The organism is Acetobacter tropicalis, assembly GCF_030644465.1.
Lineage (GTDB): Bacteria > Pseudomonadota > Alphaproteobacteria > Acetobacterales > Acetobacteraceae > Acetobacter > Acetobacter tropicalis.
Genome location: NZ_JAUYUW010000004.1, coordinates 1 through 13762 on the forward strand (window position 1 = coordinate 1; position 13762 = coordinate 13762).

The 13762-nt window shown below is 55.3% G+C and carries 16 protein-coding genes; 7 read left to right on the forward strand and 9 right to left on the reverse strand.

Going from position 1 to position 13762, the window contains the following annotated elements:
- Positions 1-1101: a replication initiator protein A gene (locus tag QWU00_RS16705; protein ID WP_035382371.1), complete on the forward strand. Its 1101-nt coding sequence runs from the start codon at positions 1-3 to the stop codon at positions 1099-1101.
- A 61-nt stretch (positions 1102-1162) separates the two neighbouring features.
- Here the strand turns inward: QWU00_RS16705 and QWU00_RS16710 are convergent, their stop codons facing one another.
- The 3 genes from QWU00_RS16710 to QWU00_RS16720 form a co-directional block, all read right to left on the reverse strand.
- Positions 1163-1453 (reverse strand): ribbon-helix-helix domain-containing protein, encoded by a 291-nt coding sequence (locus tag QWU00_RS16710; RefSeq protein WP_035382372.1) that lies wholly within the window; start codon positions 1451-1453, stop codon positions 1163-1165.
- Complete coding sequence (gene parA / locus QWU00_RS16715; RefSeq protein ID WP_035382373.1) at positions 1450-2103, reverse strand: ParA family partition ATPase; 654 nt, start codon at positions 2101-2103, stop codon at positions 1450-1452. The genes QWU00_RS16710 and parA overlap by 4 nt, the downstream gene beginning before the upstream one ends.
- Positions 2104-2211: 108 nt before the next feature.
- On the reverse strand, positions 2212-2808 hold the full coding sequence (locus tag QWU00_RS16720; protein ID WP_035382374.1) for a recombinase family protein: 597 nt from the start codon (positions 2806-2808) through the stop codon (positions 2212-2214).
- Between the two features lie 253 nt (positions 2809-3061).
- On the opposite strand from QWU00_RS16720, the gene QWU00_RS16725 reads away from it, so the two are divergent.
- Both QWU00_RS16725 and QWU00_RS16730 read left to right on the forward strand, forming a co-directional pair.
- Positions 3062-3673 carry a recombinase family protein gene (locus tag QWU00_RS16725; RefSeq protein WP_035382375.1) on the forward strand — a complete coding sequence of 204 codons (612 nt, stop codon included), beginning with the start codon at positions 3062-3064 and terminating at the stop codon, positions 3671-3673.
- 118 nt (positions 3674-3791) lie between these two features.
- Positions 3792-6176 (forward strand): Hint domain-containing protein, encoded by a 2385-nt coding sequence (locus QWU00_RS16730; RefSeq protein WP_304651060.1) that lies wholly within the window; start codon positions 3792-3794, stop codon positions 6174-6176.
- Positions 6177-6263: 87 nt separating this feature from the next.
- Here QWU00_RS16730 and QWU00_RS16735 read toward each other — a convergent pair whose 3' ends face one another.
- The 4 genes from QWU00_RS16735 to traA all read right to left on the reverse strand — a co-directional run bounded on the left by QWU00_RS16735 (position 6264) and on the right by traA (position 10754).
- A complete protein-coding gene (locus QWU00_RS16735; protein WP_035378807.1) occupies positions 6264-6932 on the reverse strand; it encodes a DUF6118 family protein in 669 nt (222 codons plus the stop codon).
- Complete coding sequence (locus QWU00_RS16740; protein WP_035378809.1) at positions 6932-7354, reverse strand: type II toxin-antitoxin system VapC family toxin; 423 nt, start codon at positions 7352-7354, stop codon at positions 6932-6934. The genes QWU00_RS16735 and QWU00_RS16740 overlap by 1 nt, the downstream gene beginning before the upstream one ends.
- Entirely contained in the window at positions 7351-7602 is a 252-nt protein-coding gene (locus QWU00_RS16745; RefSeq protein WP_035378811.1) for a FitA-like ribbon-helix-helix domain-containing protein, read from the reverse strand. The genes QWU00_RS16740 and QWU00_RS16745 overlap by 4 nt, the downstream gene beginning before the upstream one ends.
- Positions 7603-7667: 65 nt before the next feature.
- Positions 7668-10754, reverse strand: a complete 3087-nt coding sequence (gene traA, locus QWU00_RS16750; RefSeq protein ID WP_237596398.1) for a Ti-type conjugative transfer relaxase TraA — start codon at positions 10752-10754, stop codon at positions 7668-7670.
- A gap of 162 nt (positions 10755-10916) precedes the next feature.
- Between traA and QWU00_RS16755 the strand changes: the two genes are divergently transcribed.
- From QWU00_RS16755 to QWU00_RS16770, 4 genes are all read left to right on the forward strand, one after another.
- Complete coding sequence (locus QWU00_RS16755) at positions 10917-11210, forward strand: conjugal transfer protein TraD (protein WP_035382365.1); 294 nt, start codon at positions 10917-10919, stop codon at positions 11208-11210.
- 64 nt (positions 11211-11274) lie between these two features.
- On the forward strand, positions 11275-11532 hold the full coding sequence (locus QWU00_RS16760) for a conjugal transfer protein TraD (protein ID WP_035382366.1): 258 nt from the start codon (positions 11275-11277) through the stop codon (positions 11530-11532).
- Positions 11529-11903 (forward strand): hypothetical protein, encoded by a 375-nt coding sequence (locus QWU00_RS16765; protein ID WP_035382367.1) that lies wholly within the window; start codon positions 11529-11531, stop codon positions 11901-11903. The genes QWU00_RS16760 and QWU00_RS16765 overlap by 4 nt, the downstream gene beginning before the upstream one ends.
- A gap of 14 nt (positions 11904-11917) precedes the next feature.
- Positions 11918-12250, forward strand: coding sequence for a hypothetical protein (locus tag QWU00_RS16770; RefSeq protein ID WP_035382368.1), 333 nt, complete (start codon positions 11918-11920; stop codon positions 12248-12250).
- Between the two features lie 54 nt (positions 12251-12304).
- On the opposite strand, the gene QWU00_RS16775 is transcribed toward QWU00_RS16770, so the two are convergent.
- Both QWU00_RS16775 and QWU00_RS16780 read right to left on the reverse strand, forming a co-directional pair.
- Positions 12305-12712 carry a DUF2442 domain-containing protein gene (locus QWU00_RS16775; RefSeq protein ID WP_035382369.1) on the reverse strand — a complete coding sequence of 136 codons (408 nt, stop codon included), beginning with the start codon at positions 12710-12712 and terminating at the stop codon, positions 12305-12307.
- A complete protein-coding gene (locus tag QWU00_RS16780) occupies positions 12702-12938 on the reverse strand; it encodes a DUF4160 domain-containing protein (protein ID WP_035382370.1) in 237 nt (78 codons plus the stop codon). Before QWU00_RS16780 ends, QWU00_RS16775 begins: the two co-directional genes overlap by 11 nt.
- Between the last annotated feature and the right edge of the window lie 824 nt (positions 12939-13762).

The window sequence follows — 13762 nt, forward strand, 5'->3', positions numbered from 1 at the left end:
ATGACGATAGAATCTTCTCCTTCCTTGTTCGACATTGCGCCTTCTTTGGCTATGGAAGGTGAGGATCGCACGCCCCTCCTGCCAGTCCGCCATCCAAATCAGGATCTATTCATCTGTGACGTACTCGATGCCATTCCCAAAGATGATATGGCGTCAATGGAGCATCCTGTTTTTTCGCTCTCGACCAAGCCTGACAACCGGATGCGACGCTATGAACACAATGGGAATATCATAGAGATCATCCCGTCTGGCAAAGGGCTGGCAACGATCCATGACAAGGATATTCTGATCTACTGCATCTCTCAGCTCGTTGCGAAAATGAATCACGGCGAACAACCAGGCCGAACACTCCGCCTTCAAGCTTATGACATGCTGGTCGCTACCAATCGTCAAACCAGCGGAGCAGGCTATAGGCTACTGACCGACGCATTGACACGCTTGCGCGGAACAACCGTGCGAACAAACATTCAAACAGGCGGCATTGAAGAAACGCGAATTTTCGGTTTGATCGAAGAAGCTAGAATCACTCGTAAGACGTTTGATGGCCGAATGCTTGATCTTGAAATCACCCTGTCAGATTGGGTCTATCGTTCAGTCATCAGCAAGAACGTCCTAACACTTCACCGAGACTATTTCCGACTTCGTAAACCGTTCGAACGACGCATGTACGAACTAGCCCGCAAACACTGCGGTATGAAAGATGAATGGAAGATCGGATTAGAACTGCTGCAAAAAAAATGTGGCTCAAATAGCCCGCTTCGCGTATTTCGATCCTTGGTTAAGAAAGTTTGTGCGCATGACACCAGCCATGCTCATTTTCCTGACTATGCCATCACAATGACCGACGACATCATTCTGTTTCGCAACCGTTTGAGCCTTAAAACAACGGCCGATGTTATCGTCCCTGTCAGGGATGCTCCCTACATTGACCCTGAAACCATGCATGACGCTAAAACCGTTGCGCCAGGATATGACATTTATGCTCTCCATGACGAATGGGTTTCATGGTGGCACGACATGGGGAAACCCGAGCTTAAAAGCCCTGCCGGAGCCTTTATTGGCTTTTGCAAAAAACGGCACGAGCGCAGCCCAATACGCTGATTCCAGCACACGCCAGCATGTGTGTACGCGCTTGCATGCAAACATGTACACATACACATGCTTACTTGCCCACAGGACTTTCTCCCATCTTGCGTAGCCAGTCGTTAAACGCGTCGGCCATCGCATCTTGTAAACTCATCCCATGCTTTCTAGCGGTCATATGCATGGCAAATGACATTTCCGGGCTAAAATAGCCCGTCATGGCTTTCTTGCCCTGACGGCTCGGCGCAACCTCCTTGCTGTGTGTGCCAACAACATTGGTGGCAGAAACCTTGCTTTCTGATGTGGCTACAACCGGCGATATTGCGGAATCACGGTCCCGCAACGACAGTAGAGACCCCTTCCGGCTCATGCACTAGCTCTCCGCTTTCTTGATGATTGCATGTTTACATGCTTGCATGTCCACTTGTAAAGCAGCCTTACCTCATCAGATGCCTTGCTTTTTGGCTCTATTTCCATTGCTGTTTTCCCTTCCGCCGCAGCATGACGAAAAACTGCACGATCAGCGATAATATATGGACATGCGTTCAGCCCGTAGCTTTCTACGAGTTGCGTGGCCTCCTCATACATACGCGGAGCGGTCGGACTTCCTGCTGTAAAAACGACAAAGGCTGGTTTGCCACGCATTTTTATAAGGCTGGCAGTAGTTTTAATCGCTGCCAAATCGAATGCACTCGGCCGACATGGAATTAACACCAAATCAGCAACTTCAACGGCAGCACTCGCCGCACTATCCGCGTGAGGCGGAGTATCAATCACTATGAACTCAGCCCCCTGACTCATTGCCTGTTCGATCTTAGCCGCGAGGCGCGGCGGAGCACTGTCAATCACAACTGGCGGAGCATCCTTACGCCATGCGGCCCATTGGCTCGCAGTCGCCTGTGGGTCCACATCAATCACCAATGCCGTATGGCCAGCATCCTCAGCCGCAGCCGCCAGATGCAAGGCCAGAGTGGTTTTCCCAGCCCCACCCTTCTGGCTGATAATCGCTATTGTTGGCATGTGAACGTCCTTACATGACCGCATGTTTGCATGTGGTCATACGCGATAACCTACTAGACCGGCAATAGAGAACGACAGAAAGCAACCCATATTCAACGGTCGATAAACTCACCTTTCCCTCTGCACAATGGCAGCAACAGTGTTCTTGCTGATTCCCAGATCCCGGGCGATCCACCTATAACTCCGCTTTTCGGCCACCAACGCCAGAACCTTCGGAGCTAGACGGTCAGACTTCGGCCGCTCTCCTTTCTGTCGGCCGAGAACCTTCCCGCGCGCCCTGGCCGCAGCCAGACCGGACTTCACCCGCTCGCTGATCAGATCCCGCTCGAACTCCGCAATCCCGGCCAGAACCGTCGCCAGCATCCGTCCATGCGGCGTCGCCAGATCAAACGTCATCCCCGTTATGGCGATCAGGGAAACACGATAGCTCTCCAGCTCCTGAAGCGTGGAGATGAGATCAATGGTCGAGCGCCCCCAGCGGGACAGCTCCGTCACCAGAATGGCGTCAATTTCACGGGCCTGGGCCAATGCCATGACCTTTCGACGCTCGGCCCGATCCACCCGGACGCCAGAGCCGGTCTCCATGAAGATGCCTGACACTTCATAGCCTGCGCGTTCGGCAAACCGCTTCAGCTCGTCTTTCTGGCGCACGCAGGACTGATCAGCCGTGGAAACCCGGCAATAGATGACCGCGCGCTGTCCCATTTGAACCCTCCCGGAAAAACCACCATGCAGCCCTTGATACACCGTGGCTCCGGCTTGTCCCAATATGACTATAATTTATAAGGTACATGAATAGCTCTCCCCTCCCCCCGAAAAGGGTTAACCATTTTTCGTCGGTAGCCAACACAGGAATATTGCTCGTAATTATTTCTTAAGAAGCCTTTTTATTTTTACCATTTCCAAAAAAATATCACCGTGAATATAGCACTCTCCTTCATTACGAAGGACGAAACAGGTGCGAAGAATTGGGTATGCTCGTGTCAGCACGATTGGCCAGACTCTTGATATGCAAATTCAAACGCTCAATAGCTTTGAGTGTCATAAAGTTTTTCGTGAGAAAGCGAGCGGGGCGGATGTTGAGCGTGTGCAGTTACGTCGCCTTATAAAAAACCTTTGTCATGGAGATACAGTTATTGTCACTCGGATTGACAGGTTGGCTCGTAGTACATTCGACCTCTTTGCTATTGTAAAAGAAATCATCCAGAAGGGAGCGCAGTTTTACTCTTTGTCGGAACCTTGGGCTGATACGACTACCAGTACTGGTCGTTTAATGCTTGCTGTTTTAGGCGGCTTAGCGGATGTTGAGCGCGATCTGATCCGAACTCGTACGGCTGAAGGTCGTGCGAGAGCAGTACAACTCGGCGTAAAAATGGGACGACCGACAAAAATAGGGGATATTCAACGACAAGATATTATTAGGCGTCGCCAAAATGGAGAACTTTTAAAAGATATAGCTGAGGGTTTTGGAATTAGTGTTGGGACAGTCTCACGGATTACAACTGGAGCAGACAGTCACAAAAGCCGTGATTTGCGCAAACTCTCTCTAGGCGAAAAAGTTAGCTCTTAGAAAACACTCTCTGTTTAAGTGTTCCACTCACTCTAATCAAGTATTTTAATATTAAAAATAAACCCCATGCATTGAACGTTTGCGCAAATCACGACTTTTGTAAAAAGGAATGTTAAAAATGTCGACATACACCCTGAGTAGCGGCCAAGCAATTAATGAAAACTCTACTGGAGGTATACCTTGGGTTTCAGGAACAATACAATATGATAGCGTAGTAGTTCTAAGTGGGGGAATATTTTATAACCAAGTCATCCGTAATGGTGGTAGTGTATCTGTGACTTCTGGTGGTATAGCCAACGGAAATATAAGTATATCCTCAGGTGCCTCCCTTGAATACCAGTCGGGTGCAACAACACGTGCAACAGTCGCAATCAATTCTGGCGGGAGTTTAATTGTCGATTCTGGAGCACAGCAGTATACTCTTGGATCATACATTTTAAATGGTGGAACTATAGTCGCTCATAAAGATCTCGCCAGCTTTACCACAACAAATAACGGTGGAAATATTATTCTTGACGGAAGTCAAGGTGCTTTCACGTTAGTATATTCTAGTGCTTTAGTAGCCGGAAAGACAAATATAACCGTCGAAAATGGAGCTGCTCTTTCTGTCAATAATACTCTACAGTCAGGGAATACCATAACTGTATCTTCTGGCGGTTCTTTAGCAGGAACAATAACCGTATCCTCCGGTGCCTCCCTTGAATACCAGGCGGGTGCAACAACACGTGCAACAGTCGCAATCAATTCTGGCGGGAGTTTAATTGTCGATTCTGGAGCACAGCAGTATACTCCTGGATCATACATTTTAAATGGTGGAACTATAGTCGCTCATAAAGATCTCGCCAGCTTTACCACAACAAATAACGGTGGAAATATTATTCTTGACGGAAGTCAAGGTGCTTTCACGTTAGTATATTCTAGTGCTTTAGTAGCCGGAAAGACAAATATAACCGTCGAAAATGGAGCTGCTCTTTCTGGCAATAATACTCTACAGTCAGGGAATACCATAACTGTATCTTCTGGCGGTTCTTTAGCAGGAACAACAACCGTATCCTCCGGTGCTACTTTAACAGCGTTAAGCGGAGCTGTTCTTTCAGGAGTGACGACCCTTCAATCTGGCGGCACTGCGACGATCTGGAACAATGCAGGAGGAACGATTGACCTTCTTGGAGACACCAATACCGGCCTGACCATTTCTGGTCTGGAAAACGGCGGAACCCTTGCCTCCGTCATCAGTGGTTTCACGGGAACTAGCAGTGGCAATTCCGACGGTATCAAAATCGCAGGTGTTAGCGCTGCTGACGTGACAGCCGTCACCTATCCATCCGCCGACAGTGTTATGCTGACGCTCAAGAGCGGCAAAACAATCACTATGAACATCCCCGGCATTGAAAAGGTCGGCTACTCACTGAACACCGCAAGCGACGGAAACCTGCTCGTCGAGGTCTGCTTTCTTGCAGGCAGTATGATCGAGACGCTCGAAGGTAATGTCCCTGTCGAAAACATCCGTATGGGTGATACGGTCATTGCTTACGTGCATGGAGTTTCTCAAGAAACAACTGTCACCTGGGCAGGAAAAGCACGTGCAACGGTTCGCCCTCACCTGCGAAATGACGAAGCAGGCTACCCGGTGCGTATTCTTAAAGATGCTGTTTCAGATGGCGTGCCATACAAGGATATGCTGATTACCCCAGAGCATTGTCTGTTCTTTGATGGGCGTTTCATTCCTGCCCGAATGCTGATTAATGGCTCCTCAATCTTCTATGACAAATCCATCACCACCTATGATTACTATCACATAGAAACGGAGCACCATGCTGTCATTAAGGCAGACGGCATGTTGACCGAAAGCTACCTTGATACTGGCAATCGCCGTGCCTTCATCCAGGAAGGAAACCTTGTTTCTCTCAGAAACACCAACCAAAACTGGGAAAATGACGCAGCCGTTCCTCTGTGCGTTGAGCGTAGCTTTGTCGAACCTGTTTTCCGTACACTTCAGGCACGCAGTGTAAAACTCTTCGGAGAACAGGATTCAGTTACCACAGCGCAACTGACTCACAATCCTGATCTTCATCTCGTAACAGAAAATGGAGCATCAGTGAGGCCTGTTCGTCAGGAAGAAAACGTTTACAGCTTTATGCTTCCTCCCGGAACAACCTCAGTCCGTATTGTATCACGCACAGCACGCCCGACAGATGTCATTGGACCATTCGTTGATGATCGCCGTGAACTTGGGGTCGCCATTGGCACGATTTCTCTCATCACAGCAAATAAAAAACAATTAGTTTTGACTCATCTGGCGTCAGAAAAACCGGATGGGTGGTATTCAGAAAATGGCGAACGTTCCATTGCCTGGACAAATGGGAATGCCTTTCTTCCGCTAGAAGAAAGAGCTTTTCCTCACCAGATCTTACTTCTCTCCTTGACTGTGCTGGCAGCAGGACCTTATTTATTTGAAGAAAATACACACACCAACCCTGACATGAAGAAGCAGTCTGCTTAATCTCTGTTAGCAGATCAGATAAAATTGGGGCTTTCTCGGTAAAGAGAAAGCCTCTTTCCTATGATTAAAATCCATTCAGTAATTATTCTATGCGTCAGGCTTGATCGTAATCACACAGGATTTCGGCTGTCCGGCCTGAGTTGCTCCGATCCGACACTCGCGGATTTTCGGCATGTTGTCCTGCACCAGCCGATCCTCCCACATAAAGCTGCTCCATTGCTCGGGCCGTGCGCCTTGCATCATCGCAGCTCCGGAATCCCACCGGTCCTTGCCTCCGACAATGAACGACGCCACGCGCTCATCAAAATTCTTCCAGGTGATGTGATTGAACAGAAGCGGTGCAATCCCCACCCCGAACAGAAATGCCATGATCCCGATAAAAATCATCCAGAACCATTGATCTCGTCGATTATTGGCCTGACCGATGATACCAGCTAACGCCTGCCGCTCTTCCCGAACTTCTCCAATCGCTTTCTGAAAGACCCCCTCCAGTCTCCGGCTGGCGGCCAGTCCTTCCTCGCGTATCCCTTGCCCATACGCCTGAGGCGTCATTTTCAGCGTTGGAGTGTCTTCGATCGCCTTCATCCGCGCACCGACCGCGTTCATGGCTTTTACGACACGAGCCAGATCCTCCGTGTAATCTGGTGGCCGGTTATCCCGCCACGCCTGCGGCAACGCTTCCACGCTGCGCCGGAGCACCGTCATTTCGGCGCACAGATCCTCAAACGCACGCGCTGCCGGATCTGTCTCGGACATCAGGCATCCTCCCACGGATTGAGAACCCGCACACCAGCAGCCTCGAAAGGCGACACGTCGCGACTGGCCACAACATAACCACGGGATGCGGCAGTCGCGGCAATATAGCCATCTGCCTTGCCAATCGCCCGCCCCTCTGACCTGGCCCGCACCATCAGTTCGGCATAGGCTTGAGACGCCGCCAGATCGAACGACAGGACGCGCCCCGCGAACAAGGGCAATACCTCCTGTTCCAGCCGCTCATGCAATACCGAGCGCCGCCTGCCGAGCGGCATCGCCCCGATCCCGAAACGCAGCTCCGCCACCGTAACGGCCGACAGAAAAAGCGTCTCGATCGCCTGCGCATCAATCCAGGCCAGAACACGCGGCTCCGGGACGGGCTTCCACGGCTCCGAGATCACATTGGTATCAAGCAGGATCATTCGAAGGACATCGGCTCGGCCGGGGTCTGATCGCGAACCTGCAAGGCCGCGACATCCTGATCACGCACACCGGCCTCACGACCAATAGACGCCAGAAGCGACCCCAGCCGCACCCGCTGCGAGGGCCGGACGGCCGCTTCCAAAATGGTCCGGATCTCCGCCTCCGTACTGCGTCCATGCAGCATGGCCTGCGCCTTCAGCGCCCGATGCGTCTCTTCCGGAAGATTGCGAATAACCACAGAGGACATGACAGAACTCCTCATTTCCTGAAATGATATCATAAATATAAATACGATATCTTTCCAGAAAAATCCTACATCCCCATATCCATACCGCGCGACCTCGAGCGTGAGAGGGCCTGCTCCCGCTGATGGGGATGCAACCCGTGATCGAGCGTCGATCCCTTCCTAATACCCAGCTCGCGGCTTTTCTCCCGCAGAATGGACTCAAGCTGCGCATCCCGCTTCAGCTCCTTGAGCGCCACACCCTGCTGCTCGCGGCTCAGCCCGTCCCAGGTCTTCACGAACCGCGCCGCCCGCAATTCGGGGCTCTTTCGCACCCTGTCCTCATGCTCCAGCCCCTCGACCAGTTTGCGCGCCCGTGCCGGACCTTCCAGACCATACAGCGCCTGCCGGATCTCAGGCTGATGCTTCAGCGCCGCCCGCAGATCCGCCTCACTGCCACGCCGGACCCGCTCCAGATCCCGCCCGGCTTCAAAAAGTGCCTTCTTCTGGTGCTCCAGCACCGGCAGTTCCTGGCGCACCATGCGCTCGGCATCCACCCAGGCCCGCGCATACCGCTCCACCGCCTGCTGAAGCGGATCACCACCCGGCACAAACCCGTCCAGCCCGACCGGCACCTGCTCACGCTGCACACGGGGCAGCCTCAAACCCGCAAAGGGAGAGACAGGAGCCTCACGCTCAACCTCACTCCTCCCCTTCCCGGCCTCAGCCTTCTGCCCGGCCGACACGTCTTTTTCCGCCGTGCGACGCCCCGGCCGCACGGACAGGTCCAGTCCATCGAACATCCCGCGCTTTTGCTGTGCCGGTGCCGGATCTAGCGTATGGACAGCCTCGGCCTGCCTGTCCTGCCGGGGGCCAGAGGCAGCCTTGCCGCGCTCCACCACGATCTCACTCTCGGGAACAGACAGCCCGCGCCGCCGCGCAAACCCGGCATCCCGATCCCGCTCATGCGGATAATCCAGCGTGGTGTCCTTCAGCCGCTCGCGTGACAGCCGCCGCACCAGCCCGTCCCGGTCGCCCACGTCATCCCGGCCCCAATGGACGGACACGCTCTCCCGATGGCGCGACAGCGCCACATAGGCCCCGTGCCGGTCCATGCTCCCCGTCGCCAGCACATGCGCCCGGTCCACCGTCACACCCTGCGATTTGTGGATGGTGGCCGCATAGCCATGATCCAGCGCGTCATACTCCGCCACCGACACGGACACGACCCGGCCGCGCCCGGTCCCACCCGGCCCGTCGAGCTGCACCGACAGCACGAGATCCCCAGCCTCAGGCGACCCCTCGATGCCCCGCACCGTGCCCAGCGTGCCGTTCTTCACCCCCAGCTCCCGGTCATTGCGCAGGAAGTAGACACGCTCCCCATCCGCGAACACCCGCTCGCCCTGGGCGGTTGGCACCAGCACGTCGTCACCCAGCTCACCCGCCTCCCGCCGGATGGCGCGTGCCGTCTCGTTCAGCGCCCGCACATCGACACGCCGATGCGCCAGCATGATCTGGCTTTCTTCTGGCGCAGCCTGACGGGCTTCCTCCCACCCGGCCACCACGCCGGCCTGCGCTTCTTCCAGCGTGTCATGCCCGCGCACCAGGCCGGCCGCCTCATAGCGTCCCAGCGCTTGCTCTGTCCGCCCGGTCGCAAGCTCCTTCGTAGCCGCCTGCTGCCAGCCTTCACGCTGCCGGCGTACGGTGGTGATTTCCACCGACCCGACCCGCTCGGCCACCGCCCGGAACGCACCACCCGCCTCAATCGCCTGCAACTGCTCGGGATCGCCCACCAGCACCACCTTGGCCCCGGCTTCGCGGGCGACAGACAGAACCCGCTCCATCTGCCGTGACCCCACCATGCCGGCCTCGTCCACCACCAGCACGTCCCCGCGCTCCAGCAGGTCGAACCCACGCTCCCACGCCCGCTCCAGGGACGCCAGCGTCCGGCTCTCAATCCCAGACCCCGCTTCCAGCCCTTCCGCCGCGATCCCCGACAGCGCCGCCCCGCGCACCCGGTACCCGGCCTCTTCCCATGCCGCGCGGGCTACCCCCAGCATGGTGCTCTTCCCCGTCCCGGCATACCCGACCACCACGGACAGGTCGCGGGACTTCGTGACCTCGCCCACCGCCAGCGCCTGCTCGTCCCCAAGACCGGAATGCTGCATCGCCGCCCGACGCACCGCCAGCGGCACCGCATGCCCCTGAGACTGCCCCATCGCGAGCGACGCTTCTTCCAGACGCTGCTCGACCCCGATCATCGCGCGCGTGGAGAACCGCTCCCGCCCATGCCCGTCCTTCCCGAGAGCGACCAGCTCCGGACACGCCTCCACCCGAACCATGACCGCACTGAACTGTTCTGCGTCCGCCGTGTGCCGGTCCACGAACCGCGCCAGGTCCTGCCGGGTAAATGTGCTCTGCTGTCGGGTCAGCGCCTCCAGCGCCACATGTGGCTCGGCCAGCAACGTCTCGCCATTGCGTCGCGCGATCTCCAGATGATCAGCGACCCGCTCCGCATCCTCGCCCCGCTCTTCCCGGCGCATCCCGGCCGGACCAATCTTGTTCTGCGGCTCAAGGTCAATCCCCTGTGCCGCGAACGACCGATGATCGATCCGCACGTCTAGGTCCAGTTCGGCCAGCCATTCATTGGCAAGTGACGCCCATCGCTCCCGCCATGTCAGCAGGAGGTCCTTGTCATTCCACGAGCGTTCTTTTGCACCAAACCCGTTCTCATCCACAGACCGCGTGGACAGCATCACATGGGCATGGGGCTTCGCCTGTCCGTCCTCACCAATATCCCAATGTACATTGAGATCGGCCACCATACCGCGTTCCACGAACTGCTCCCGCACAAAATCCCGTGCCAGCACGATCCCCTGCGCCTGGGTCATTTCGCGCGGGATTGAAAACTCCACCTCACGGGCAAGCTGGGCATCCTTGCGTTTCTCGATCGCCTCGACCTCATTCCATAGGGTCGCACGGTCGAGAAACCGTTCCGGCGCGCCATCGGGCAGCAGGATCTCGGAATGCACCACACCGCTCTTGTTGGAAAAGTCATGGTCGCGATCCAGCCGCAAATCATGCAGGCGGGACGCCGCGCGATAGGCCGCCGCCGCCACGGCGCTCCGACCGGTGGCGCGGCTGATGACCTTTGCATGCAGGTGATAGATCGCCATGAGCACGATCATATCACACCACGCAAGCGCACGTCACGAAGTGACGTATAAGCGCGCACTCATATTTTACTGCGCCACAAGGATTGATTGCTCTGGATAAGTGACGCGGTTCTCGCGTGTGTGATAGAGTATTGCACAGATTGCGAAAATAGGGGACCGAAAATGCGCAAACCACGGGACATTGATGCGGAACTGAAGGCGCTTCAGGAAAAGGCGAAGCAGCTTAAGGCGCAACGGACCATCCAGCTCGGTGAACTGGTCGAGGTGACGGGAGCCGATACCCTGTCGATTGAGGCGCTGGCCGGGGTACTGCTTGCGGCTGTCGAACAGGCTGACGGCAAACCCGAAGCCGTTGCGAGGTGGACCGAACGCGGGGAATCTTTCTTTCAGACAGGCGGGAAAAAGGGCAACCGGAAAGGAACCGGAAACGATCAGAGCGGAGCTTCTGGCGCTTGAAAGACAGATCAGGAAGCGGGCAGCCCTGATCCATCGCCATCAGGCACGAAAGGCACGCACTGACATGCGCGACTGGGCAAAGGCGCGACGGGAACGCACCCGTCATCTGATCGAACTGGGCGGCCTGGTCCAGAAGGCGGGACTGGTCGATCTGACCGATGACGACCGCGCCACCCTGCTCGGGGCCTTCCTGGACATTGCGGGGCAGCTTCGGGATGGCAGGAATACCGCTTCAGGCGACCTGAAAACACGCTGGAGACGCGCGGGGCTTCATCTCTTCGATGCCGAAAAAGAGCATGCAGAAAGGAAAGAACAGCCATGACGGATAACCTGCCAGACAGACAGCAAGAGCCGGACAATCCTGATGCGGATGAGCGCATGTTTCATGCCTGCTTCTCCATACTCGGAGAGTTCGTGGAACAGGAGCTCGGCACAACCTCGCAGGGTTACGATAAAGAGCAGAGCCGTTTGTATCGCGGCTACCGTTTGCACAGTGCCAATGACCGGGACAAGGCGGCGATCGACCTCTGGCTCTGGTACCGTGACGATCTGCCAGGGGAAACAGCTCTGTGCGATCGCAACATCGCCGCTATGACACCAGATAACCCGGTTGATCACGAACAGATCTTACAGAATCTCAAGGACCAGAAATTGCGCGACTTGATCAACATCCGCCGACAGCTCTGGATCTGATCAGGAGAGTTATCTTGAAAAAGCGTATACTGACTTTCGCTGCCCTGCCGCTTCTCCTCCTCCCGGCATCAGGCTTTGCCCGGAACACAGGGGACTGGCTGCCTCAGTCAGGCGTTAAATCTCCCTATAGTCCTCTGGCCGTTCCAACAACACTGAAGCCCGTCCCGGACTCTCTGGCGAGCCTGTTGACCAAAGGCTACCGGATTACGACGACAACAGATTATAGCGGCTCAGGAGCCCTCTTCACGCTGACCCGGCAGAAGCAGACCGCGCTCTGCGTTTTGACGGCCCCAACTCCGGGAACAGATCAGAATGTTCCGACATCACGCTGCTGGTCCCTGAATTAAAGTTTGCAAAAGTCTACAGGCCTGACGGATTGGAAAAATATCAGAAACCGTGCCTTACGCGACGTTTCTGGGCCGGCCGCCTTTCGCACCATTCCGGCGTGCAGCCGCCACCTTTGCCTGGCTGGCGGATGATCCGCCCACACGTCCCATCTGTGCCGCCATCCAGCTTCGGGAACCGTAGATACCGTGGATCAGACCTTCGACCAGGACATCAGCATCAAGACGGGGCCAGTGAAGGCCATTCCCCAGCGGGGTAATCTCGATCTCAGCCAGATCATTCAGGGAAGCGCCCTGCAAATCCTGTAACAGATCCACCGGTACGCTCATTTCAACACCGTTGGAAAGCGTGACATGAAGAGCGCGGCGCGCACGAATCAACCGTGCGGAAACCGCATGAGGAACTGTCGCTCTATGAAGCGCGTCTGCGTCACGAGCAGCCTGATAGTTCACGTTATTCGCCATGTATCTTCTCCCATGCTTCCGCCAGCATCTCAGCGTGGTCCTGCACGATGACAAGGGCTTCCTGTATAGCCTTATCCTTCATGCCACCTGCCCGTATCAGGCGGGCTTTCCTGCCAATTTCGATCACGGCTTCCCCATCCGCGCTTATGACGTGAACGTGCATCGGCACATGATCTGCCGTGTAAATCACGACACGAAATCCATTGATGCGCAGAAGCGTCGGCATAATTCACCATATCCCTAACGCTTGGGTTTTTCAATCATAATCATCCCGCCGAAAGTCAGGAGCAGGATATCTGGACGGTCAGACAGAAATGGTCAGCCCATCAATCTCCGATAAGGCCTACAGAGCGTTCTGGAAGGCCGCACAAAGCGCAAATCCGTTACCACCTCCCCAAAACGCCACCACACCTGATAACGTCTGTACGGCCATCCTGTGGCGTCTGACGGGCATATAGCGACATGTGAGCTGCTGAATGTTCGCCTGAACTCCGGTGTGTCTTGAGCAGATTACGGTCTTTCCCGGTTTTTTTGGTGTTGCAGGCGTCGGGCGAGCGCGGAGCGGGAGCCCCGTAGGGCGCCAAAGGCGCCGACGCGGGGGAAGAGGATGTTGGGGAAGAGACGATGTGGGAACGCATCGTCAGATTATGATTTCGCGCCGTAGGCGTGTCCGGTTAGCGCAGCCCTGAAAGGGTGAGCAGGGGGATGCCGGGTGGGAGATCGCGCATAGCGCGATCGGGGCGGCCGTAGGCCGCGAGCCGGCGGGGGCGTAGCCCCCAAGAGGCGGTGCTTGGGTTCAATTTAGCTGGAAATTGTAAAGAATGAAAAGTTATCCACAGGCTTGGAGTGTTTAATAGGTGTTTAAGTAGTGTTACGGTTTTTCAGAGCCAAAACAACATACTGAATAATAACGGTTTTATTGAAAGATTTTATCGTCTTGTGAATCCACTATGACGATAAACTGAATCCACTATGACGATAAACTGAATCTAATATGACGATAATTGGCTTGCGTATGTGAAGTGACGATAGTAGCTATCTGTAATTGAA